This is a genomic window from Paenibacillus barengoltzii G22 (assembly GCF_000403375.2).
Taxonomy (GTDB): domain Bacteria; phylum Bacillota; class Bacilli; order Paenibacillales; family Paenibacillaceae; genus Fontibacillus; species Fontibacillus barengoltzii.
The window spans coordinates 635,484-659,773 of record NZ_KE159654.1 but is presented as its reverse complement, the minus strand read 5'-3'; the positions used below and the strand labels follow the sequence as shown (position 1 = coordinate 659,773).

Annotated in this window: 24 protein-coding genes; 15 read left to right on the top strand and 9 right to left on the bottom strand. The window is 52.4% G+C overall.

The features are described from left to right. Nucleotides 1-186: 186 nt before the first annotated feature. The 4 genes from C812_RS17710 to C812_RS17695 are packed head-to-tail and all read right to left on the bottom strand — an operon-like array spanning nucleotide 187 to nucleotide 3,658. A complete protein-coding gene (locus C812_RS17710; RefSeq protein ID WP_016314035.1) occupies nucleotides 187-789 on the bottom strand; it encodes a response regulator transcription factor in 603 nt (200 codons plus the stop codon). Then, entirely contained in the window at nucleotides 786-2,000 is a 1,215-nt protein-coding gene (locus C812_RS17705; protein WP_016314034.1) for a sensor histidine kinase, read from the bottom strand. The genes C812_RS17710 and C812_RS17705 overlap by 4 nt, the downstream gene beginning before the upstream one ends. Nucleotides 2,001-2,006: 6 nt before the next feature. Further along, a complete protein-coding gene (locus C812_RS17700; RefSeq protein ID WP_016314033.1) occupies nucleotides 2,007-2,744 on the bottom strand; it encodes an ABC transporter permease in 738 nt (245 codons plus the stop codon). A 2-nt stretch (nucleotides 2,745-2,746) separates the two neighbouring features. Then, the gene (locus tag C812_RS17695) at nucleotides 2,747-3,658 is read right to left on the bottom strand and encodes an ABC transporter ATP-binding protein (RefSeq protein ID WP_016314032.1); all 912 of its coding nucleotides are present in this window, start codon (nucleotides 3,656-3,658) and stop codon (nucleotides 2,747-2,749) included. 278 nt (nucleotides 3,659-3,936) lie between these two features. Here C812_RS17695 and C812_RS17690 point away from each other — a divergent pair, with 278 nt between their 5' ends. From C812_RS17690 to C812_RS17680, 3 genes are all read left to right on the top strand, one after another. Further along, nucleotides 3,937-5,346: an ABC transporter substrate-binding protein gene (locus C812_RS17690; RefSeq protein ID WP_016314031.1), complete on the top strand. Its 1,410-nt coding sequence runs from the start codon at nucleotides 3,937-3,939 to the stop codon at nucleotides 5,344-5,346. Between the two features lie 70 nt (nucleotides 5,347-5,416). Then, entirely contained in the window at nucleotides 5,417-6,388 is a 972-nt protein-coding gene (locus C812_RS17685; RefSeq protein ID WP_016314030.1) for a carbohydrate ABC transporter permease, read from the top strand. 3 nt (nucleotides 6,389-6,391) lie between these two features. Then, the gene (locus tag C812_RS17680) at nucleotides 6,392-7,246 is read left to right on the top strand and encodes a carbohydrate ABC transporter permease (RefSeq protein ID WP_016314029.1); all 855 of its coding nucleotides are present in this window, start codon (nucleotides 6,392-6,394) and stop codon (nucleotides 7,244-7,246) included. A 161-nt stretch (nucleotides 7,247-7,407) separates the two neighbouring features. Here the strand turns inward: C812_RS17680 and C812_RS17675 are convergent, their stop codons facing one another. The 5 genes from C812_RS17675 to C812_RS17655 all read right to left on the bottom strand — a co-directional run bounded on the left by C812_RS17675 (nucleotide 7,408) and on the right by C812_RS17655 (nucleotide 12,085). After that, entirely contained in the window at nucleotides 7,408-8,148 is a 741-nt protein-coding gene (locus C812_RS17675) for an ABC transporter permease (RefSeq protein WP_016314028.1), read from the bottom strand. A 1-nt stretch (nucleotide 8,149) separates the two neighbouring features. Further along, a complete protein-coding gene (locus tag C812_RS17670) occupies nucleotides 8,150-8,866 on the bottom strand; it encodes an ABC transporter permease (protein WP_016314027.1) in 717 nt (238 codons plus the stop codon). Further along, nucleotides 8,863-9,777 carry an ABC transporter ATP-binding protein gene (locus C812_RS17665; RefSeq protein WP_016314026.1) on the bottom strand — a complete coding sequence of 305 codons (915 nt, stop codon included), beginning with the start codon at nucleotides 9,775-9,777 and terminating at the stop codon, nucleotides 8,863-8,865. The genes C812_RS17670 and C812_RS17665 overlap by 4 nt, the downstream gene beginning before the upstream one ends. Before the next feature lie 224 nt (nucleotides 9,778-10,001). Next, nucleotides 10,002-11,408 (bottom strand): sensor histidine kinase, encoded by a 1,407-nt coding sequence (locus tag C812_RS17660; protein WP_016314025.1) that lies wholly within the window; start codon nucleotides 11,406-11,408, stop codon nucleotides 10,002-10,004. Then, nucleotides 11,405-12,085 (bottom strand): response regulator transcription factor, encoded by a 681-nt coding sequence (locus C812_RS17655; RefSeq protein ID WP_016314024.1) that lies wholly within the window; start codon nucleotides 12,083-12,085, stop codon nucleotides 11,405-11,407. The genes C812_RS17660 and C812_RS17655 overlap by 4 nt, the downstream gene beginning before the upstream one ends. A 198-nt stretch (nucleotides 12,086-12,283) precedes the next feature. Between C812_RS17655 and C812_RS17650 the strand changes: the two genes are divergently transcribed. From C812_RS17650 to C812_RS17595, 12 genes are all read left to right on the top strand, one after another. Continuing rightward, the gene (locus C812_RS17650) at nucleotides 12,284-13,555 is read left to right on the top strand and encodes a DUF438 domain-containing protein (protein WP_016314023.1); all 1,272 of its coding nucleotides are present in this window, start codon (nucleotides 12,284-12,286) and stop codon (nucleotides 13,553-13,555) included. Between the two features lie 353 nt (nucleotides 13,556-13,908). Continuing rightward, nucleotides 13,909-14,859 (top strand): ROK family glucokinase, encoded by a 951-nt coding sequence (locus tag C812_RS17645; protein WP_009224998.1) that lies wholly within the window; start codon nucleotides 13,909-13,911, stop codon nucleotides 14,857-14,859. Between the two features lie 271 nt (nucleotides 14,860-15,130). Continuing rightward, nucleotides 15,131-16,021 carry an RNase adapter RapZ gene (gene rapZ, locus C812_RS17640; protein WP_016314022.1) on the top strand — a complete coding sequence of 297 codons (891 nt, stop codon included), beginning with the start codon at nucleotides 15,131-15,133 and terminating at the stop codon, nucleotides 16,019-16,021. A 124-nt stretch (nucleotides 16,022-16,145) separates the two neighbouring features. Further along, nucleotides 16,146-17,090: a gluconeogenesis factor YvcK family protein gene (locus C812_RS17635; RefSeq protein WP_009224996.1), complete on the top strand. Its 945-nt coding sequence runs from the start codon at nucleotides 16,146-16,148 to the stop codon at nucleotides 17,088-17,090. A gap of 5 nt (nucleotides 17,091-17,095) precedes the next feature. Continuing rightward, on the top strand, nucleotides 17,096-18,025 hold the full coding sequence (whiA, locus tag C812_RS17630; protein WP_016314020.1) for a DNA-binding protein WhiA: 930 nt from the start codon (nucleotides 17,096-17,098) through the stop codon (nucleotides 18,023-18,025). Between the two features lie 109 nt (nucleotides 18,026-18,134). Continuing rightward, on the top strand, nucleotides 18,135-18,404 hold the full coding sequence (locus tag C812_RS17625; protein ID WP_009224994.1) for an HPr family phosphocarrier protein: 270 nt from the start codon (nucleotides 18,135-18,137) through the stop codon (nucleotides 18,402-18,404). Between the two features lie 157 nt (nucleotides 18,405-18,561). Continuing rightward, nucleotides 18,562-19,317, top strand: a complete 756-nt coding sequence (locus C812_RS17620) for an SIMPL domain-containing protein (protein WP_016314019.1) — start codon at nucleotides 18,562-18,564, stop codon at nucleotides 19,315-19,317. Nucleotides 19,318-19,526: 209 nt separating this feature from the next. Further along, nucleotides 19,527-20,501 (top strand): ABC transporter ATP-binding protein, encoded by a 975-nt coding sequence (locus tag C812_RS17615; RefSeq protein WP_016314018.1) that lies wholly within the window; start codon nucleotides 19,527-19,529, stop codon nucleotides 20,499-20,501. After that, complete coding sequence (locus C812_RS17610) at nucleotides 20,498-21,349, top strand: ABC transporter permease (RefSeq protein ID WP_016314017.1); 852 nt, start codon at nucleotides 20,498-20,500, stop codon at nucleotides 21,347-21,349. The genes C812_RS17615 and C812_RS17610 overlap by 4 nt, the downstream gene beginning before the upstream one ends. Next, entirely contained in the window at nucleotides 21,346-22,152 is an 807-nt protein-coding gene (locus C812_RS17605; protein WP_016314016.1) for an ABC transporter permease, read from the top strand. Before C812_RS17610 ends, C812_RS17605 begins: the two co-directional genes overlap by 4 nt. 85 nt (nucleotides 22,153-22,237) lie before the next feature. Continuing rightward, nucleotides 22,238-23,245, top strand: a complete 1,008-nt coding sequence (locus C812_RS17600) for a polyamine ABC transporter substrate-binding protein (protein ID WP_157274752.1) — start codon at nucleotides 22,238-22,240, stop codon at nucleotides 23,243-23,245. A gap of 131 nt (nucleotides 23,246-23,376) precedes the next feature. Continuing rightward, a complete protein-coding gene (locus tag C812_RS17595) occupies nucleotides 23,377-24,156 on the top strand; it encodes a DUF3298 and DUF4163 domain-containing protein (protein ID WP_016314014.1) in 780 nt (259 codons plus the stop codon). Nucleotides 24,157-24,290: the final 134 nt, after the last annotated feature.

Here is a 24,290-nt window from a genome sequence, read left to right as displayed (position 1 = left end):
ATTTCATCCACATTTTGCCGATTCGATCCTAAACTGCAAGAATCTATATGAAAAATCGAGTACATTCCAGGTTTTCGATTATCTCACACCTGAATGAACGCGAAAAATCGAATAGATTTCACGCTAAAATTTAAGAGAGGACGCCGAAATCGGCGTCCTTTTTGGCGTTATGATATCCGCGTGTGCTTAAATCCATCCGTTCTCTTCGGCGAGGCGAACCGCTTCGATGCGGCTCTTGACCTCCAGCTTGTTCAAAATTTCGGAAATATAATTACGAACGGTGCCGTAGGACAAGTGCAGAGAAGCCGCGATTTCGCTGGCGGTGCAGCCTTTGGCAGCCAGCCGCAGAATCTCTTGCTCGCGGGCGGTTAAGGGATTGTCCCGGCGGAGGCTGCCGAAGACCAGCTCCGGCGAAGCTTCGCGGTGGCCGGCCATCACCCGTCGGATCGCCTCTGCCAGCCGATCGCTGGATTCATCCTTGAGCAGGTAGCCCTGGACGCCGGTCTTCACTGCCCGTTCGAAGTAGCCGGGACGCGCGAACGTCGTTAAGATGATGACGCGGCACGGCGATCCCTGGGCCTGCAGCCGCTCGGCTACCTCCAGCCCGCTCATCAGCGGCATCTCGATGTCCATGAGGCAGACATCGGGGCGCAGCCTCTCGATAAGCGCCAGCGCCTCCGCGCCGTCTCCGGCCTGGCCGACGACCTCAAGGTCGTCCTCCAGATCGAGCAGGGAGGCCAGCGCCCCCCGCAGCATCCGTTGATCCTCGGCGATGACGATGCGTATCATGCGGTTTCACCTTCTTTAGCAGCTTCTTTCACGATGAGCGGGATGGTGATCTGCAGCCGAGTGCCCTGGCCTACCCCGGCTTCGGAACCATCCGAGCTTTCCAAGCTCCCCGCTCCGACGGTTAATGTGCCGTCGATCAGCGACAACCGCTCGGCCATGCCTTTCAGGCCATTGCCAGCGACGCTGTCGCCTGGCGGCGGGGCCAGCCGATCGCTGCCCGCCTTCCCCGAGGACAACCCGATCCCGTTGTCCTCGATCTGCAGCCGCACCTCCGCCGGTGCGGTCTCGATCGTGACGACGCAGCGCGTGGCCCGGCTATGCTTGACGATGTTCGTCACCGCCTCTTTGATGCAGAGGCTGACGATGTTCTGCGTCAAGTCGGACACGCCGGCGAGCCGCGGATCGCCTTCCACGTCGAGGGCGATGTCGGCCGCGCGCAGAATTTCGCCCGCTTCCGCCAGCGCCTCCGCGACGGTGATCGCCCGCATGTCGGAGACGAGCTCCCGCACTTGCCGCAGCGCGGCCCGGGAGGTGCGCTGGATTTCCCGCGCCTCAGCTTGGGCCCGTTCCGCGTCTTTGGCGGCGAGCTTCTCGACGAGCTGGCTTTTGAGCGTGATTAGAGATAAGGTATGGCCGAGCGTATCGTGCAAATCGCGGGCGATGCGCATACGTTCCTCCCGCTTGATCAGTTCCTTAATCTGCTCGTTCGCCCGGTCCAGCTCCCGCTCCAATTGCTGTCGTCTCGACATTGAACGGATACCGTAAGGCATCACCAGCATGATGACCAGAAAAGGCAACATGAACGGCAGGTCGCTGGCCACTAGATCCCGGGCGCCAAGCAGGAGCGACAGCACTTCCACCACAGCAAAGCAGGAAATGGCGATATGGAACTTCTTGTGATCAGTGTACCAACCGATGAAGTTCGAGGTGAAGAAGCCCAAATAGAAGTTATACGGACTATAAAACATACAGAGCGCCAGAATGAGTGCCATTTGCAGCGCAAGCCACAGGTTAAAGACTTTACCGGTAACCCAGTATAACTGGCGGTAGGTCACGGCAAACAAGACGATTATCGCGCAGCCGATCCACAGCTTGATTCCATGCTCTCCCCGAATATTGAAGAAGGGAAGAACTAAGTAGATCGGCCAGATGTAGGGGAACCAGCCGTATTTTTTCGGAAACCATTCCAGTTCGAACTTACCCAACCTCATTTGGAATTACACCGCTTCCTGTTTTTTTCGGATATATGTGGATAGTATCATAAACAGGAAGAGGTAGCCCAGCAAAATCAGCACGCTTTGCCAGCTCGGCGCATCCCCTTGAACGATGGACCAGGCCCCGCTTCCGAACTGGTAGGAGGGCAGCCATTTGCCGATGGCCTGCATCACCTTAGGCAGCACTTCGAACGGCATCCACATACCGCCTGCGACGGCGAGAAGTAGGTATACAATGTTGCTGACGCCGCTCGCCGTATCCACGCGCTTCATCAGACCCACCAGCGTCCCCAACGCGAGAAAAGGAAGCGAAGCTGCAATGATCCACAACCCGCTGGAAATCCACAGATACCAAGGCAGTGTTACCCCGTTAATTAAATACCCCGCGATAAAAATAAACACCACGGAAAACAGGTGCATCATGATTTGGCCGAACATTTTGCCGAAGAAATAAATCGAACCGGGCAGCGGCGTGATTCGCATGAAGGTCGCCCAGCCTTGGGTACGCTCCTGCACCAGGCGGATGCCAAGCGTCATAATCGCCGACCCCATTACGCTGAAGGTCGTCATGGACATCAGGTAATACGCCCGCCATTCGCTCGGATTGTCGGCCCCGGTATTAACGACCCGCGTGAAGATAAAGTAGAACAAGACCGGCATCAACAGCGACCAAAATACATAATAGGGGTTGCGGATCACCCGAAGCATCTCCGCTTTGCATTGCATCGTAATGGTACGCATCGTTAGATTGCCTCCTCTTCATGGTTTGTCGTCAGCTGTTCGAACGCTTCATCCAACCGTCCTTGCTCGATCTGGATGTCATGCACGGGCAGACCGGCGGTAAACAACGCTGCCAATGCTGCATCGGTATCCTCCGTTGTCACATGGATACGTCCGTCTTTGTTGTAGCATTCCGCGACAGGGGAGAGCGCTAACAATCGGCTCCGCAGTTCGGGACCATCGCCGTCGGCAAGGAAGGAAATCGAACGTTTGACAATCCGCGATTTGATCGCTTCAGGCGTGCCGTCTGCGACTAAGGAGCCCCGGTTAAACAACAAGATTCGATCGGCGATATCGTCGGCTTCTTGCAAGTAATGCGTTGTGAAAACGATCGTCTTCCCTTGTGTAGCCAACTTGCGAACGCTGTCCCAGAAGCGGCGGCGCGACGTGATGTCCAGCCCCACTGTGGGCTCATCAAAGAATAGCAACTCCGGGTTCCCTGCCAAGGCAAGGGCAAAGCTAAGGCTGCGCTTCTGCCCTCCGGACAGCTTCTCGGCATAGCGGTTTAAATCGCTATTGGACAACCCCGTCAGACGAACCAATTCGTCCATCGCCATCGGGTTGGGGTAGTAGCTGCGAATCAGCTCCAGGATTTCGCGTACCTTTAGCCGATCCATCACGCTGACCTCCTGCAGCATCGCCCCAGTCCCCTCGCGAACCAAGCGGTCTTTCGGCGGCTTTCCGAACAGCTGAATCGTTCCGGCTGTTGGTTCCAGCAAGCCGAGCAGCATCGAGACCGCCGTCGTCTTCCCGGCTCCATTTGGTCCAAGAATGGCGGTGATGGTGCCTTTGGAAATGGTAAATGATAGATGATCTACCGCTTTTTTATCTTTGAAGCTCTTGCTGACGTCCTTCATTTCAATCATAGGTTCCACGAAAGCTTCGCCTCCGATCAAGTTTCATCTTGGTTATTTCTTCCTCGGTTAACTTAAGCATAAAGGAACTGAGGCCCCTCTGTTAGTAAGGACTGTCATGACATTGAGATGACAATTGTCATTCTGATTTGAGTCTGAAGAAGCCCCCTCGATCTCAAGACCCAAAAATAGTTGAACTTTTCCCAATAAGCGCTTACTTATGGAGAACAAAAAGATGTATTAAAATGTGAATGCGGTTACAAAATACCGAGAAGAGTAAACAAAAGGGGAGGCAAAGCATGAAACGCATGAAACGTATGAAACACCTGTTGATCGGGATCTCCGCCTTGCTGGTGATGACAACAGCTCTCACGGCTTGCGGCGGCAATTCCAAGAATGAGTCGTCCTCGAACAATACAACACCTACGGAAACGAATTCTTCCGCAGGTAAAGGTTCCAGCGGCGAAAAGGTTACCATCAATCTGTGGAGCTTCACGGATGAAATTCCAAATATGACTACAAAATATTTGGAAACGCATCCAGACGCTAATGTTGAATTCAAAACAACGGTTATCGCTACAACTGATGGCGCTTACCAACCTGCGCTTGACCAAGCTTTGGCTGGCGGCGGCAAAGACGCCCCGGACATTTATGCTGCTGAAGCAGCGTTCGTTCTGAAATATACGCAAGGCGACGCTTCCGGGTATGCAGCGAACTACGCTGACCTGGGCTTGACTGACCAAATGGTTAAAGATGCTGGCATCGCTCAATACTCCGTAGATATCGGTAGTAAAGATGGCGAGCTGAAAGCTCTTGGCTACCAAGCAACTGGCGGCGCTTTCATCTATCGTCGTTCGATTGCGAAAGACGTATTCGGGACAGATGACCCAGCTGCTATCAAAAATGAAGTTGGTCCTGGTTGGGATAAGTTCTTCGATGCAGCTGCGAAGCTGAAAGCTAAAGGCTATGGTATCGTATCCGGTGACGGTGATATCTGGCACGCGATCGAGAACAGCTCCGACAAAGGATGGATCGTTGACGGCAAACTGCACATCGATCCGAAGCGTGAACAGTTCTTGGATCTCTCCAAGAAGTTGAAAGACAACGGTTACCACAACGACACGACAGACTGGACGGAAGCTTGGTATGCTGACATGTCCGGCTCCGGTGCTCAACCGATCTTTGGTTTCTTTGGTCCAGCTTGGTTGATCAACTATGTCATGAACGGTCAAGTTAAAGATACAAACGGTGACTGGGCTGTAACTGAACCACCAACAGGGTTCTTCTGGGGCGGTACTTGGCTCTTGGCTAACAAAGAGGTAACGAAAGACGAAGCGAAGAAGAAAGCGGTTGCTGATTTCATTAACTGGGTAACGTTGGATACCTCTGAAACCGGCCTCCAATATTTCTGGGCAAACGGTACGATGAAAGAGGGCGAAGCAGGTACGAAGGATAGCGTAGCTTCCTCCGTGGTGATGGCAAAATCGAACGGTGAAGTTCCAATGCTGGGCGGTCAAAACATGTTTGACATCTTCGTTCCAGCGAACGAGAACGCTTCCGGTAAGAACTTGACGCAATACGACGAAACGATCAACAAACTGTGGCGTGATCAAGTTCGCGAATACACGGCAGGCAACAAATCCCGTGAAGATGCGATCAAAACCTTCAAACAACAAGTCAAAGACCAACTTGGCATCGACAGCGAATAAGAATACGCAGTAGATGCGAAGGGGCGGGGAAAACAACCCGCCCCTTCATATCCATGAAAGAGGTGAAATCATGCGCCGCAAAGGTGTCAACTATTCGAGATACGGTTACTATTTTACGTTGCCATTTGTGTTGGCTTTTTTGGTTTTTTCACTGTATCCGATTCTTTATACGGCCGTAATCGGCTTTACTAACTTACAGGGGATCATCCCTAAACCATTGGAAATTCTCGATAATCCGTTTCAGAACTTCAAAGACCTGATCCTAGAAAATGCTTCTTTCAAGAAGTCACTTGTGAATACGTTTATTCTCTGGATTGTGAACTTTATTCCGCAGATCGGTCTTGCGCTGCTGCTAACGGCCTGGTTTACGAACAAACGTCTGAACATCAAGGGCCAAGGCGCGTTTAAGATCATGCTCTATATGCCGAATATTATCACTGCAAGTACGATTGCAGTGCTTTTTAGCTCTCTGTTTGCATATCCGATGGGGCCGGTAAACAGCCTGTTCCAGCTGTTAGGTTGGTCGGATGCTCCAATCTTCTTCCTGCAAGATAAGACGACAGCACGTGGGATCGTTTCCTTCATTCAATTCTGGATGTGGTACGGGAACACGATGATTATTTTGATTGCAGGTGTCATGGGGATCAATCCGGCGATTTTCGAGTCTGCTGCGATTGACGGAGCCAACGGCTGGCAGACCTTCTTCAAGATTACCCTGCCAAGTCTGCGCACCATCATGCTATATACGTTAATTACGTCCATGATCGGTGGCCTGACGATGTTCGATATTCCGCAATTGTTCCTTCAAGGCGGACCGGACGACGCTACGTTGACCACCTCGATGTTTATCTATGGGCAAGCATTTAAAGGAAGCTATATGTATAACCGTGCGGCTGCCGCTAGTATGATTCTGTTCGTCATTGCCGCTGCATTGTCCGCTATCCTGTTCTATCTGATGCGTGACCGGGATGCGGCGAAATTAAATAAATTGATTAAGCAACAAAAGAAAGCAGATCGTGCAGCTATGAAAGGGGAGGTGTAAGCCATGGAAAAAATTAAAGAAGGCAGTGCGGTCGCTCTCCGAATTAATCGGACGATTGTATATGTCGTATGTATTTTGCTGGCACTCCTCAGCATCCTTCCATTTTGGATCATGTTCGTGAACGCTACGCGTTCGACGGCGGAAATCCAAGCGGGCCTCTCGTTGCTCCCATCTACTCATATGATGAGCAACCTGAAGGTGCTGCTGGACAAGAGCTTTGATCCGCTTCAAGGCTTCATGAACTCGTTTATTATCTCGGGTTCAGCGACTTTGTTGACGGTTTATTTTTCGTCCTTGACAGCTTATGGTCTGGTCGCTTATAGCTGGAAGCTGCGTCAGCCATTCTTTACCTTTATTATGGCGGTCATGCTGATTCCAGCTCAGGCCAGCTCGATCGGTTTCTATCAATTTATGTACAAAATTCATTGGACCAACAACCTGTTGCCTTTGATTTTGCCAGCTATTGCGGCTCCGGCCGTTGTGTTCTTCATGCGTCAGTACCTGCTGGGTACGCTCTCGCTTGAAATCGTGGAAGCGGCGCGTGTTGACGGCTCCGGTGAATTCAAGACGTTTAACCGGATCATTCTGCCGCTGATGATGCCAGCGATTGCAACGCAAGCGATTTTCGCCTTTGTTGCGAACTGGAATAACCTGTTTATGCCGCTCATTTTGTTGACGGATAAGAGTAAATATACGATGCCGATTATGGTCAGCTTGCTGCGCGGCGATATTTACAAGACAGAATTCGGTTCGATCTACATGGGTCTGGCTTTGACGGCGTTGCCTCTGTTTATTGTCTACTTCTTGCTGTCCCGGTACATTATTGCCGGCGTAGCGTTGGGCGGCGTCAAAGAATAATTGAGCAATTCACTTACATGGCTTGAAAAGCCAAATGAATAATGAATAACCTCCCCATAAAATAGAAGGCCTGTAGAGGGTCTGGATGGGCAACATGCTCATCCGGCTCATCTACAGGCCTTTTGTTCTTCAGTGGGTCAGGCAGTTGCGGTGTGATTGATTTATACCGCTTTACGGCGGAAGTACAGCATCCCGGAGATCAGAAACAACAGGAAGCTGCCGAGAACCGTGATGAACAAGCTCTCGTACGGCAAATTAAAAGCACCATAGTCCGCTTGCCCGCGCGGCATCATGGCCAACAGCGGCTGTGCCCAAGGATAGAAAGGGCCAATCTTGTCTGAATTGATGATCAGCAGGTTTGGAATCGTCAGCGATACGTTCACCGCAAGCGGCGCTGCGAAGCTGGACCACACCAGCGAGACGCCCAGCTGCAAGGCAACCAGCGGCATACAGGCAATCCAGCCGCCGATCAGGCTCGTCGCGATCATCCCCCATGGCATTGGGCCAGAGATCCCTTGGACTAGGGCTACAATCAACAGCGCAGCTAGAAAGAGCAGCTGAGAGGCAGCCAACAAGACGGCAACGACGGTGAATTTGGCCAGATAAACGGCGCTCCGTGAGACAGGAAGCACCAGCAGCTGCTTCCAACCGCCGCCTGTGTGCTCATAACGGCAGAGGAACGACGGAAATAAGCCGGACATGATTGGCAGAAATAGTAGTGCATGAAGCATCGACATGGCGCTGATCAAGAGCGGCCAGACTGCTGCATCGGCCCCCTTTGGCAGATTAACCAGGGCGCCGATCAAGGCAGACAGGGCCGGGCTGATCAGCAGGACGAGCCAGAGGCGCGAGCGTGACATTTTGAGCCGTTCTGCGGTCAGTACGTTCAGGAACGTCTTCATCTTAATCCACGTCCTTTCGGTTGAAATGAACAAGTCCAGTCAACAGGATAACTGCGCCGCAGGCAAGTCCGGCTGCGACAAACCATTCGCGGTGTGGTCCTTCGAACCCGAACAACGGCCAGTTCAGTGGAAACCACTCGGACAGGTTCAATGTAAACGGCGAAAGGATGGAAATCGTGACGCCAAGGGATACCGGCAACGACTGGTTCCGATAGGAGAGCGACAGCCAGAGCTGGAGGGCCAGCAGCGGCAACGCGGCAAAAAACGGATAGAACCCAAGGCGAGCCAAATTCGCGTAAGGGATGGAACTGGCCTCGAAACCGAGAGCGATACCTAGAATTACGGTTACGACCGATAACAGCACGCAGGAAACGGACAGCAACAGGAAGCACAGCAGGAATTTGGCGCAATACACCGCGGTCCGTGAGATCGGCAGAGCCAGCAGTTGCTTCCAGGAGCTAAGCTGATGTTCGACGTTCGCCACTAGCGAGCTGACCAAGGTACAGCCGAGATATATCGCAATCGGCACGAAGAAGGAAATATTCTGCAGGAGACCTCCCCACAGGTCATCGGCATATTGCTTGGTCAACCAGTCGTAGCGCAGCCCGAAATTGAGCGCCTGCATGGCGACCAATCCGAGCGGAGCGAGAAAGATAAGAAACCAGATACCTTTACGCCGGATCTTCAAAAAGTCGGCTGAGAGGGAGCGTAACATCATACCGCGGTCCCCTCCCCAATGACCTGCATAAAGATATCCTCCAGCGACTTCTTCTTCTGCTCAACGCGATAGATCGCATGTCCGTTCTCCACCAGCTGTTTGACCAGGCGTGCGACCTGGGCGTCAGCCATCCCCGGGAACGAGAGAACTCCGCTTCGCAGCTTGCCGATGGCGCCTAGATCACGGGCTACCCAAAGGGCTTCATCCGGCTCTGAAACAACGAGTTCCATATCGTGAGCCGCCTGAAGCCGCAGATTGTCGATCGTATCCTGAAACACCATCCGACCTTCGCGGATAATGCCCACTTTGCTGGCCATCAGCTCCATCTCCCCGAGCAGGTGGCTGGATACGAGCACAGTGATGCCGTAACGCTTCGGCATGCTCTTAATTAATTCGCGGATCTCATGAATCCCGGACGGGTCCAGTCCGTTGGTCGGTTCGTCCAGGATGAGCAGTTCAGGGTTACCCAGCAACGATGCGGCGATGCCCAGGCGCTGCTTCATCCCCAGGGAGAAGCCCTTCACCGGCCGTCGTGCTTCGCTAGACAGCGAGACGATATCCAGCACCTCGTCGATGCGCGATTTCGGCACCTGCAAGATACGGCGGATCGCTTCCAAGTTGTCGATGGCGCTCAAATGTCCATAATAGGACGGGGATTCGACCAGCGAACCGATGCGGCGCAGAATCGCCAGCTTATCGCGTTGCAGCTCGCGGCCAAAGATGCGGATGCTGCCCGAAGTGGGCTGAATTAAGCCCAGCAGCATGCGGATTGTTGTGGTTTTCCCTGCACCGTTAGGTCCGAGGAACCCGTAGATGTCCCCCTTCGCAATCTCCAGGTTTAAGTGGTCCACGGCGTAACGGCCGCGATATTTTTTGGTTAAACCTTCCGTTTGAATGATCATTTCACTCACGAATTATCACCTCGTCATGATCATATCGCCCGGAGGTTAAAGGCAAAGGCGGGATAAGTTTAAGATTCGTTTAATTTTGGAGCGTGGAACATTTTTACACACAAAACGGGGATTGCTCCCTCACAAAAATGTATCATTGCAGGAATCGCGCATTCGCGTAGAAGTGTTGCGATACTGCCTCCGAATCGAGGGAAAAGAAGCAGCTTTGGAGACAGTCTCTCTCCTTATTTCAACGACAATTTCGCCGCTGGATAAATATACACTTTCGTTCCGGCTTCACTGGATATGGTGGCTCGTGCGAGTCCCATTTCTCGGAGCAGCAGATCGACGATTTGCAGGCCTAGCCCCGCGCCTCCATTTGCGGAAACCGACTCCATTCCAGGGCCGTGGTCGCTGATCGTAAGAGCCGTAGTGCCCTCGTATGGTTCTACCGCAATCCCGGCATACCGACCCGATCCGGCATGGCGGACCAGGTTCTGGAACAGGTTATCGAGTACGCGGCGGAACCCTTGGGCATCCACGTTCCAGTAAATCGGCTGTTCTGGCAGCTCAATATCGGCTGTGATCCCGTTCTTCTCCCAGACAGGGTACCAGGCCGCCGCACTTTCCCGCACGATCCGCAGGATATCCAGCCGCTCCAAGGACATGGCATACCGTCCGCTGGAGAGCAGGTTGTACGATAACAGATGATCCATCAGTCCGGATAAATCGCTGATTTTCGTCTCCATCAAAGCCAGGGATTGCTTTCCCTGTTCGGATAGGGATTCCTGACGGAGCGAATACAAATGGCTGCCCAGCACGGTTAACGGCGTCCGCAAGTCATGGGACAGGTGGCTGATCAGGCTCTTGCGCAGCTCCTCTTCCTCACGCTCCCGCTGGCGACTGTCCTTCAGGGCGAACACCATATGGTTAAAGGCGAGCTCCAATCGGCCGATTTCGTCCGGACGCCCTTCCTCGATGGGGGACGGGAGACCATCGGGACCCGGACGGGTCATGCCGGCTTCCAGGCGCAGCAGGCGCTTGCGGATATCGCTGAAGAATAGATAGGAGAGCAAGACGAACGCCCCTAGCAGAATCGCGATGAACACGCCGTAAAAGCGATTGTCGCTAAACTGCTCCCCTTTTTGAATCACCATATATTTACGCGGGAGCTCCAGCACCATGAAGCCTTGTTGAGCTTGTTCGTCCCCGCCAATAAAAGCGACGACCGTAAAAGGATCAGCATCTACACGCTGCTTCATGAAGGCGATGGTATCCTCTAGGGACCATTGCGGGGGCACCGACGCTTGTTCCGGCAGCTGCAGGCGGGTCATGCCGGCGGTGTCGACCCAATACAGCGCGGCGTCAGGATACCGCTGCTTCATCTCTTTGAGCTTCGCGTCGATGGTCTCATCTTGAGCTCCCTTGAGCTCAGCAGCCGCTTGATGCCAAGCGGCCTCAATTTGTTTTCCGGTGCCATAAGGACGGATCTCGTGTCCGTAATGGTCAGGGTTTAGGAGCACATTCACCCCCCAGGCTGCAATGAAGCTGATAGGAATCATGACAGGAATAAAGACAAATGCGATCCCTAAAATCAAAACGTATCGCGTCAGCAGGGATTTACGGAACTTGCGCACTGGACGAAATTTCATGCTCTCACCCGATAGCCGATCCCGCGGATGGTCTCGATCACTTCAGGATTGGCAGGATCACGTTCGAGCTTCTCGCGCAGGTGGCGGATATGCACCATTAAGGTTTTGTCCCCGTCGAGGTAGGGCTCGTTCCATACCGCCTCATAGATCTGCTCCTTGGTCAGGATTTGCCCGAGATGGCGCAGCAGGTAGGCAAAAATATGAAACTGCTTGCCGGTCAGCACGATCTCCTCGTTGGTATCCTGATGGATAATCCGGTTTTCTTTCTCATACACAAGCAAATGTTTGATCCGCAGCGGCGCTGGGTCAGCGATCCCCCCGCTGCGGCGAAGCAGCACCTCGATCCGGGCAGCCAGTTCATCCGGATGGAACGGCTTCGTTAAATAGTCGTCGGCGAACTTCAATCCTTGCAGTTTGTCGTCAATCGAAGTGCGAGCCGATAGCATCAATACCGGCAGCTCCGGATACTTCTGCTTCAACCGTCCCCCAATCGTGAAGCCGTCTAACCCTGGCAGCATTACGTCCAGGATAACCAGTTGGCAATCGACAGCTTTCTCCACCGCCTGATCCCCGTGCTTCAGCCAGGTGACTGTATACCCGCGCGCTTCCAGGTTGGAGCTGACCCATTCCCCGATTTCGGGATCGTCTTCAATATATAGCAAATGTGTAGTAGGCATAATGACACTCCTCCTGACTCTATTTTGGCAAAAGACGGAACAAAAAGAAACGGGGGGTTCCGTGAAATATTTGTGATTGCAATCACAAGTCGGTGATTTTCCCTGTGCTACGTTGTTATTGAGAATGGTTATCAACGAAAGTCAACGGGACATTTCGAAGCTGAAATCAGATCGATTTCTATAAGGAGGGGTTAGGCGATGAGCGAACTGATTAATAACCGGGAGTATGGCGCACCGGAACAAAGCCGCCGGCAGCAGATGCTAAAGGAGATTATTAAGGAGCTGCATCAGGGGAAGAGCGTGGAGGAAGTGAAGGCGCGGTTTGAAGAGGCTGTCGGTGACGTGACGGTTGCGGAAATTTCTGCGATGGAGCATGCGCTGATGGATGAGGAGGGCATTCCAGTCGAAGAGGTTCAGCGGCTGTGCTCGGTGCATACGGCGATTTTTAAGGGCTCGATTGAGGACATTCACCGGTCGTCCAAGCCGGAGGAGCAGCCGGGGCACCCGGTGCATACCTTCAAGCTGGAAAATCGCGAGATTGAGCGGCTGGTGAATTTCAAGCTTCAGCTTCATCTGGACAAGTACCGAAAGGCCCCCAGCAGCGAGATCGTATACAAATTGTTAGAGGATTTGAACCTGCTGATGGATCTTGATAAGCACTATAGCCGTAAGGAAAACCTGCTGTTCCCGTATCTGGAGAAGTACGGCATCTACGGACCGACGAAGGTGATGTGGGGCGTGGACGACGGCATCCGCATGATGATCAAGGAAACGAAGGGCAAGCTGGCGGACGGCAGCGCGGATCCGGAGACGATAGTAATGGATCTGGAACGGATTATTAAGGAAGTCAATGAGATGATTTTTAAAGAAGAAAATATTCTGCTCCCGATGGCCCTTGAGAAGTTAACGGAGGACGAATGGGTCAGCATTGTCCGGGAAAGCGATCAGATCGGCTTCTGCTTAACCGCGCCGGAGCGCGAATGGATTCCAGAGCGCGTACCGCTGCAATCCTTGGGTGAAGAAGAGGAAGGAACCGCGCAGGCAGGTACGGAAGCAGGAGTTCCGCAAGGGTACGTTAAATTTGAGACCGGCGTTCTCTCGATGGAACAGCTGGAGGCGGTAATGAACCATCTTCCAGTGGATCTGACGTTTATCGATGAGAACGATGTCGTCCGATATTTCTCCCACGGTAAAGAGCGCATCTTTGCCCGGACGAAGGCGGTCATTGGCCGGACCGTACAAAATTGCCACCCGCCGCAAAGTGTCCATGTCGTCAACCAGCTGTTGGAGGATTTCAAGGCGGGGCGGAAGGATGTCGAGGACTTCTGGATTCCGGTGAAGGACAAATTTGTGTACATCCGCTATTTCGCTGTACGCAGTGAGGATGGACGTTATTTAGGAACGCTGGAGTTCACGCAGAACATCGCTCCTATTCGCGAGCTGCAAGGGCAGAAACGTATTTTGTCCTAGTTCCGAGCAAAAGCGGCTCGATCCTGTCCAATATGGCTCACTCCTCTTCTTGCATCCGGCGTTTGCATTTGCGAATGCCGGTTTTTTCATATAACGGAAACTACACTCGCTGACGCTTGCCTGTGATCTGTGTCATTTACGCAAAATCCCTTATCGGTATTGGGATTGCCGTTTCTTCCCTTCTCTTGACCGAACCGATGGGTTCGCTTATAGTTGGTACGTAGGAGAAAACTACTTGCGAAGGCGTTTTCAGTCATGGCGCGGAATAAAGCGGCGATGGATCGAGAATGGCCTTTTTGCACGTATAGGTATGTAAATGATCTATATATTTATGAAAAAGGTGGCTTGTGAAAATGTCTGAAAAAATCTACATTGGCGTTGACCTGGGAGGTACGGCAGTCAAAGTCGGCATTTGCAATGAAGAAGGGCAGCTTCTTCATACGTACGAAGGACCGACCGAAGTCGATAAGGGCGCGGATACGGTCGTGGCGAATATCGAGAAGTACGTCCGGCGTGTCGTGGAAGAATCGCCGTTCGCCTGGGAACAGGTGGCCGGGGTAGGCGCCGGGGTCGCCGGGTTTACGAATGTCCGCGAAGGGATCATCATTTTGGCGCCGAATGTAGGTTTGAAGGATTTCCCGATTCGCGCCATTTTGGAGGAGCGACTGGGCAAGCCAATCAAAATAGACAATGATGCCAATGTGGCCGCACTTGGTGAAGCTTGGGGCGGTGCAGGCAAAGGCATCGACAATTGCGTATGCTACACGCTGGGAACCGGCGTTGGCGGCGGGATCATCATTAACGGGAAGATTTATCAAGGCTTCTCCGGAATGGCCGGAGAGCTTGGACATATGTCTGTAGTTCCGGATCTGGAAGCGATCGGCTGCGGCTGCGGCCAAATGGGCTGCTTGGAAACCGTATCCTCGGCTACGGGGATTATTCGCATGGCGAAAGATGCCGTAGCGCGCGGTGACCGGACTTCGCTGGCTCATGTGGAGAACATTATGGCGAAGGACGTCTTTGATGCAGCTAAAGCGGGTGACGAGGCGGCAATTCGCATCGTGAACCGGGCGGCCTTCTATCTGGGCAAATCGATGGCGGCTGTCGCTGTCGTTCTGAATCCAGAGCTGTTTATTATCGGCGGGGGCGTGTCCAAAGCCGGTGACATTCTGTTTAACGAAGTTCGCAGCGTGTTCGCCAAATTGACGCCGGAGCCGGTGCAACGCGGCATGCAAATCGTTCCTGCAACCTTGGGCAATGACGCGGGAATGGTCGGTGCCGCTGGCCTCTTCCTCCGTTCTTAATCATAAGGTAGTTCAAGAGGTCGTCTTTCCATCACGAAGCATCTAACGGACACCAGAGCCGTTATTTGCCTGTCGTGAACGGATGACAGTTTCTAACGGACTGAGGAGACCTTATTTGTGGGAAATGCTGCTCAGTGGCCATTCTCAGAGCCCTTTAAGGTATCTGGGGTCCGTTACAGTGGGAAATAGCCGGGAAATCGAGAAATAGAGTCATTACGGTCCGTTACAATTAGATTATGGACAAGGAGAAGTACGCGAGGAGGGAATACTCATGCCGGAGAAAGAAACAAGTTCGGTCGCCAATCTGATCATTATCACGGGCATGTCGGGGGCAGGCAAGTCGTTGGCCGTGCGCAGTTTGGAGGATCTCGGATTTTTTTGCGTAGATAATTTGCCTCCGGTGCTGATTCCCAAATTCGCAGAATTGATTGAACAATCCAAAGGGAAAATCGCCAAGGTTGCGCTGGTCATCGACCTGCGCGGCCGGGAGTTCTTCACGGCGCTTTCGGAGTCGCTTAGCTTTATTAAGGAGCATTTCACCATTAAGTGTGAAATCCTGTTCCTCGATGCCACCGATTCGATCCTCGTGCAGCGGTATAAGGAGAGCCGCCGCCGCCATCCGATGGCCCCGGACGGGATGCCGCTGGACGGTATCCGGCTGGAACGCAAAATGTTGGATGATCTGCGGATGTCGGCAACTCAAGTGATCGATACCAGCAACATGAAGCCGGCACAGCTTAAGGAGAAGATCATTTCCCGATTCTCGCATTTGGAGAGCAGCAATTTATCGGTGAACATCACTTCGTTTGGATTCAAATACGGGATTCCGATCGATGCCGACCTGGTGTTCGACGTGCGCTTCCTGCCGAATCCCCATTACATCGAGCAGCTGCGGCCGCTCACGGGACAAAACAGCGAGGTATATGAATATGTTATGAAGTGGCCGGAGACGCAGACATTCTTGACTAAATTGCTGGATATGCTGCATTTCCTGCTGCCGCAATATCATAAAGAGGGGAAAAGCCAAGTCATCATCGGCATCGGCTGTACCGGCGGCAAACACCGTTCGGTTGCCATTGCCGAGTACCTGGGTAAGATGCTTGGCGTCAGCGAAACGGAAACGGTTCGCGTCAGTCATCGCGACGAAGGCCGGGACCGCTAACCAAGCCCCCTGCAAGTATAGAGGACATTCAAAAGGATAACCTGTTCCCTTTTTGAACCCTCATTAAGAGGTGAACCTAGTGATACATCGGGCTAAGGATATAAGAGTTCCGCGGATCGTTGTGATGGGCGGCGGTACTGGCTTGTCTGTCATGCTCCGCGGGTTGAAAGAGAGACCGCTCGATATCACGGCTATTGTAACTGTAGCCGACGATGGGGGCAGCTCCGGGATCTTGCGCAACGAATTACAAATGCCGCCGCCCGGGGATATTCGCAACGTACTTACCGCACTGGCTGACGTCGAACCGTTGTTGTCGGATATGCTGAACTATCGGTTTGCATCGGGTTCGGGGTTGGCCGGGCACAGTCTGGGCAATCTGATCTTGGCGGCAATAACCGATATTTCCGGTGATTTCGTCACCGCGGTGCGTGAGCTGAGCCGCGTCTTTGCCGTACGCGGGCGCGTGTTGCCGGCTGCGGGTCAGGCGGTCGTGCTGCACGCGGAGATGGAAGATGGTACAATCGTGACTGGGGAATCGAAGATCCCGGAGGTTCGAGGCAAGATCAAGCGCATTTTCCTTGAACCGGAAGAGGTCGAGCCATTGCCGGAGGCCGTAGAGGCCATTCGGGAGGCAGACGCTATTCTGATTGGACCGGGCAGCTTGTACACCAGCATTATTCCGAATTTGCTTGTACCGAAACTGGCAGAGGCGGTATTGGAAAATACCTCCGCAATCAAAATATTCATATGCAATGTTATGACCCAGCCGGGCGAAACGGACGATTATACGGTCAGCGACCATTTGCAAGCCGTGTATAATCACGTGGGCAAGCATTTGTTCGACTACGTTATCGTGAACGACGGCGAAATTCCGCCGCAGGTTCAGGATTTTTACGCGGAGAAAGGCGCCAAGCCCGTCCAGGTGGACTGGGATAACGTGACGGGTCAAGGCTATAAGGTGATTGCCGATACCCTGGTGTTGTTCCGCAGATATTTGCGGCATGATGCCGATAAATTAAGCCATCATATATACCAACTAGTTGAAAACTGGATTTTACGAAAGAGGTGAGTCTCTTGTCCTTTGCGGCGCAAACCAAAAAAGAGCTGACGATGGTCGAAGCCTCAGACTGCTGTGAGCAGGCTGAACTATCCGCCCTCATCCGAATGAACGGATCAGTGCAGGTTTCGAACAAGAAGATCGTTTTGGATATTTCCACCGAAAACGCCGCGATCGCAAGGCGGATCTACTCCTTGTTGAAGAAGCATTTCCACATTCACACGGAGCTGCTAGTCCGCAAAAAGATGCGCCTCAAGAAAAACAATGTCTACATCGTTCGCATTCCGGCTCGGGTGGAGGAGATTCTAAAGGAGCTGAAAATCGTCTCCGAGGGGTTTATTTTTCATCCCGGGATTAATCCGGAGCTCACACGGAAAAACTGTTGTAAGCGGGCTTATCTGCGCGGGGCGTTCATGGCCGGCGGGTCGGTCAACAATCCGGAGGGTTCGTCTTACCATTTGGAGATCGCCTCGATGTACGAAGAGCATTGCAAGGCGCTGGTCGATCTGGCGAACGAGTTTCATCTGAACGCACGCTGCATCGAGCGGAAGAAAGGCTTTATTTTCTACATCAAAGAAGGCGAAAAAATCATCGAGCTCCTCAGCATCATCGGCGCACATCAGGCGTTGTTCAAATTCGAGGACGTGCGAATTATGCGCGACATGCGCAATTCCGTCAATCGCATCGTGAACTGCGAGACGGCCAACTTGAACAAAACGATTGGCGCTGCGGTCCGGCAGATTGACAACATCAAGCTGCTGCAGAAGGAAGTTGGGCTCGAGAACCTGCCGGAGAAGCTGCGGGAGGTCGCCGAGGTTCGCTTGGCTCATCCGGATATGAACTTGAAGGAAGTGGGCGAACTGCTGAAAGGAACCGTCAGCAAATCGGGGGTAAATCACCGGTTACGCAAGATCGATGAGCTTGCTGAAAAAATTCGCGGAGGCTAATCTGGTTTTGCTGCTAGTGTGATTTGTATTCCGTATGCTATAATGATAGAAATTATAATGTCAACGAATGTGACGAAATGGATTGAATTCGTATAGGGGGTAAGTTTTCATGGTTAAACACCCGGTTACCGTTCGTTTGAAAACGGGGCTGCATGCTCGGCCGGCTGCGCTTTTCGTTCAGGAAGCGAATAAATATTCTTCAGAGATTTTCGTTGAGAAAGACGATAAAAAAGTGAACGCCAAGAGCATCATGGGGATTATGAGCCTTGCAATTAGCACAGGTACCGAAATTTACATTAGTGCGGAAGGTGCGGACGCTGAGCAGGCTGCAAACGCTTTAATCAATTTAGTCAGCAAAGAGGAGCTGGAGAACCAGTAAACGCTGGTTAAGCCTTAGCGAAACAAGGGGATGTTTCCGTGGAAGGATCACGGGATCATCCTTTTTTTGCTTTATACTGCAACATTTGTCCACGATTTACGTTTAGAAGGTAAAATTACCAATCTTTAACCGAAAACAGAATGGAGGTCATGAAAAAATGAAAACCTGGTTGAAGCCGGCAGCTTCTTTGCTGGTTGCGGGAACCTTGATTGCCGGAGGAATCTTTGTAAGCGGTGCCCTTAACGCGCCGGTGCCGGTTTATGCGGATGGCGAAATGCAAAAGAATGTGGTGACGGTGGTGGGGAGCGGTGAGCTGTCCGTGAAGCCGGACGTGGCGTATCTGTCCATTGGGGTAGTGACGGAGGCCAAGACAGCGAAAGAGGCTCAAAGCGCCAATGCGACTAAAGTGGCTGCGCTGACGAAGCTGCTGAAGGAGACGTGGAAGATTGCCGACAAGGACATTCAAACCGGTCAATTCTACGTACAGCCGAACTATACGTACAGCGACAAGGAAGGCCAACAGATCAAGGGATACAGCGCTTCGCACTCGTTGGAGGTCACTTACCGGGATTTGTCGAAAGTAGGACAATTGCTGGATGCGGCATCTGCGGCGGGAGCCAACCGGATCAATAATATTCGCTTCAGCACCGAAAATCCGGATCTGTACCAAGACCAAGTGATTCAAAAAGCGATGAATGATGCGAACAAGAAAGCCGCCTCGATCGCGAAAGCGGCCAACCGCCAGCTGGGGATTGTGCTTAGCATCAGCCAAGGGAGCACAAACACACCGATTTTCACACAGAACGTGAAAATGATGGAAATGGCGGCAGCGGATTCTGCGGTGAGCACACCGGTGGAACCAGGCGAAATCGACCTGCAAACCACGTTAACGGTGATGTATGAGTTGAAATAAATAGTCAATTTTAGACCACCTCTCATTATTTGGAGGTGGTTTTGTTTTTGACTCCCATAGAACCCAACAAAAACTATTGTAACCCGCGCCAAAACAAGGTATAGTGAATATGCGAAAAAATGAATCGAAGTACCCGATAAAGCCATACCAATGGATATGGCTTTTTTTTCTTAGGAAGACAAGCCTACATTGAAGGAGTTGATGCAAAGATGATAGAACTGGCCGCGGTGGAGAAGCACTTTGCGGGACAGGTCGCCTTGCATCCGCTATCGCTCACGATTAAGGAAGGGGAATTCCTCACCTTGCTGGGCCCAAGCGGCTGCGGCAAGACGACGATTTTGCGCATGATCGCCGGGTTTGAGCAACCGACCTCCGGGAAAATCCTGCTGGACGGAAAGGACCTGACGAATTTGCCGCCAAATCGCCGGGATTTGAACCTTGTCTTTCAACATTATGCTTTATTTCCTCATATGACGGTGGAAGAGAATGTCGCCTTTGGATTGAAGATGAAGAAGATGCCGATCAAGCAGCAACAGGAACGTGTGCGGGAGGCGGTTGAGATGACGCAACTGACCGCGCTCACGAAGCGATACCCGCACCAGCTGTCCGGCGGGCAGCAGCAACGGGTGGCGATCGCCCGGGCGATCGCCAACAAGCCGCGGGTGCTGCTGCTCGATGAACCGCTGGGTGCGCTCGACCTGCAGCTTCGTAAGAGCCTGCAGGCTGAGCTCAAGCAGCTGCAACGCAGCCTGGGCATCACGTTCGTTTACGTCACGCATGACCAGGAAGAAGCGATGATGATGTCTGACCGCATCGTCGTGATGAACAGCGGCAGAGTGGAGCAGATCGGCACCCCGCGGGAAATTTACGCACAGCCGGCCACGTTGTTTTCGGCCACCTTCGTTGGTGAGAACAATATTTTCTCCCGAGACGGGCAGTTATTCGCTGTACGTCCGGAGAAGCTCAAGGCCGTGCGGAGCGGGGAAGGCGTGGAAACGAAACGCAGCGGCGAGCTGATGGACGTGCAATACCTCGGCGGCGTGCATAAGCTGATCGTGCAGCTGGAGAACGAACCGATGACCGTATCCATCGTGCTGGATGTCAACGATGAGCGTACATGGCAAATCGGGGAGACGGTTGGGGTGGATTGGAAGCCGGAGGATGAGGTGGTCATCGGATCATGAAAAAATCTGGCTTAAGCATGCTGCCGGTGTTCCTGTGGTTATGCCTGTTCCTAGTTGTGCCGATGCTGATCGTCGTAGGCATCTCTTTTATGGGACGTGACGAGCTGGGCAATGTGGTACTGGACTTTAATTTGGATGCCTATGCGTTATTTTTTGACCCGTTATATTTGGGCATCTATTGGGATACGATTGTGTTATCCGTGCTGACGACCGCATTATGTCTATTGCTTAGTTACCCGTTGGCCTATTATATCGCAAACACCGGTCCGAGAATGCAAACCTGGGGCCTTGTGCTAATTACCGTGCCGTTCTGGATCAACTTCCTGATCCGTACCTATGCCTGGGTGCTGCTGCTGCGGACGCAAGGGATCGTTAATGAGTTCTTGCTTGGCATCGGACTGATCTCTGAGCCGCTGCAGATGCTGTACACGAAGGGCGCGGTGTTGCTCGGTATGGTGTATACGTTTATTCCGTTTATGGTGTTGCCGATCTTTGTCGCGTTGGAGCAGATGGACAAACGACTGCTGGAGGCGGCCAGCGATTTGGGCGCGTCGCGCTGGAAAGCGTTCTGGCACATTACGCTGCCGCAAACGAAGTCGGGGATTATGACGGGTTCTGTGCTGGTGTACGTTTCGACGACCGGCATGTTTGTCGTGACGGATATTCTCGGCGGGGCGAAATCGGCGATGATCAGCAACATCATTCAAAGTCAGTTTCTTGGGGCGCGCAACTGGCCGTTTGGTTCGGCGCTGTCCGTGATCTTCGTGATCACCTCGCTGATTCTGATTGCGCTGTTTAATCGGGCGATGACGTCCCGTTATCAAAGGGTGCGGGAGGTGCGTTCATGAAAACCAAAAGCCATCCGCTGCTCGGCGTTCATTCGCTGATTATGATGATTTTCATCTATGTGCCGATCCTGTTTATCGTAGCTTACTCATTTAACAGCTCCAGGCTGGCGGCTGATTGGAGCGGATTTACGTTTGACTGGTACATCTCGCTGTTTGATAATCGCCATGTCATGGAGGCGCTGGCCAACAGCTTAACTGTAGCGATCGTCTCAACGGTGATCTCGACGGTGCTTGGTACACTAGCGGCGCTCGCGATGCGGAAGATCGGACGTCGCTTGAAGTCGGGGATGGGCGGCTTGCTGTATTTGCCGATTATCATTCCGGATATCATCATGGGCTTGTCGTTGCTGGTGTTGTTTAATCAGCTCCATATGCCGCTGGGCAAAATAACGATCATCATCGCTCATATCACGTTCAGCTTGTCCTATGTCTACGTTGTTGTCACCACCCGGCTTTCCGGTATGGGAGGTCAACTGGAGGAAGCGGCGCAGGATTTGGGGGCGAGCTCGTGGCAAACCTTCCGATATGTGACGTTGCCGCAAATTGCTCCGGGTATTATCTCCGGGGCCTTGATCGCGTTTACGCTGTCTTTGGATGATTTCATGGTCAGCTTCTTTGTCAGCGGGCCAAATTCGACCACATTGCCGATATATATCTATGGGCAGGTCAAACGGGGTATTTCCCCGGAAATTAACGCACTGTGTACGATTTTGATTCTGGTGACGGTCACTTTGATCTTCCTGGCGCAATTTGTACTCAATCGCGGCAAGGGCCAGAAGAAACAATCAGTGCTGCCATTTTAGGCGATTTTTGATATTCCATAAGACGAAATCGAAGGGAGATTGGGAATTGAACAAAAAGAGATGGGCCGGTTTCGTACTGGCAGGGATGTTGGTTGCCGGACTGTTGTCGGGTTGCGGATCGTCGAAGGAGACGCTTAACATTTACAGCTGGGCCGATAACTTTGACGAAGAAGTGCTGGAGCAGTTCGAGAAAGAGTTCGACGTAAAGATCAATTATGACGTATTTGCCAACAATGAGGATTTGCTGGCTAAAATTAAGGCGGGCGGCGGCGGTTACGACTTGATTCAACCGTCCGATTATATGGTGGCCACGATGATCAAGCAGGATCTGCTGGCGCCGCTGGACATGAACAACATTCCGAACTTCGCCAACGTGTCAGACGCCTATAAGAACCCTTCCTACGATCCGGGAAATAAATACTCGATCGTATACACCTCAGGGGTGACGGGGATTGCATACAACAAGAAATACGTGAAAGATGAGATCGACAGCTGGGAGGATCTGTGGAATCCGGAATACAAGGGCAAAGTCATTTTGCTGGACGATAACCGCGAAGTCATTGGCATGGCCTTGAAAAAGAACGGCTATTCCAACAGCTCCACCGACGAAGGTGAAATCACAACGGCTGTGGAGGACTTGAAGAAGCTGCTGCCAAGTGTGCTGGCCTTCGATACGGATAACATCAAGCAAAAAATGATTCAAGAAGAAGGCTGGATCGCCACCGTATGGTCGGGTGACGCTTCCTATATCGCTCAAGACAATCCCGATGTCGCTTATGTGGTACCTAAGGAAGGCGGCACGATCTGGTCGGATAACTACGCGATTCCGAAGGATTCGAAGCATAAAGAGCTGGCTGAGAAGTTTATCAACTTCATGCTTGATCCGGAAGTAAGCGCGAAGAACTACGAAGCAATCGGATACAGCGATCCGAATGTGAAAGCTGCTGAGTTCCACAGCGAAGAATACCGGAACGACAAGATGATTAATCTGTCCGAGGATGAGCTGTCTCGTACTGAATGGCTGGGTGACGTAGGCGATAAGCTGCAGCTGTACGACCGGTACTGGACCGAATTGAAGAGCGGCCGTGAGTAAGATCGGCTTACCTATTGCAACAGCGCCAGGCGCTTTCCGTGAGGGAAGGCGTGCTGGCGTTTTTGCGTACATGAATTTTTGCCACCCGGGTCATAATTTAGGTATTAACCGATAGAGGGTGGCGATAACAAGTGAAGCGTAATACGGTAAAAATGATCACTTCGCTGATGACCGCAGGCTTGATGATCTCCGGCTTGACCGTTGTTCCGGCAGAAGCCGCGCCGCAGGCTCCGGTCCAGATCAGCGGGGAGAAGCCAGAGACAGGCTCGGCAATGGTGCAGGAGCGGCAAGGCGTTAAAATCACGAATCATACGATCGTGAAGAAAATTCCCGAAGCGTCGATTAAAGTCGACTATCCGCAGGTGAGCGGATTAAAGCACAAGTCGGTACAGAAGAAGATCAATAAGCTGTTTAAGGTAAAAGCCGAGAAATTTGTGGCCAATGCGTTGAAGGAAGCGAAAGCGGGACAGCCTTCAACCCCCAGCGGGAACCCTTATGAGTATGTCGGGACTTACAAAGTGACGTACAACCGTGACGGGGTGCTCAGTCTTTATCAGGATTGGTACTCTTACACTGGCGGTGCGCACGGGATTACCGTACGTGACGGCTTGACCTTCCGGCTGGATAACGGAAAGCTGCTGACGCTGGACGAGCTGCTCCGGGCAAACCCGAATTATCGCAGCATCGTGGATCCGGAAATTGCCAAGAAGCTGCAGGAGACGGAAGGTTACTTCGGGAACTTCAAAACGATCGGCTCGAATCCGTCGTATTATGTGAAGGACGAGGGCGTGACGATCTTTTTCCAACTATACGAATACTTGCCTTACGTGTTTGGCTTCCCGGAATTCTACTTCCCGTTTAGCCAACTGCTGCCGCCGGGAACGAATCCGTTTGATTTCAACACACGCTGAGGTTTTGTCGAATCTAGGCTCATGCCCTCTTGGCTGCATTCGCGGCTGAGGGGGCTTTTTTGCTGAATGTGATCTGCGGGCCAGGGCCGATATTCTCTCTTGCGTTTTCTGATAAAACGTTTACAATATAAGCA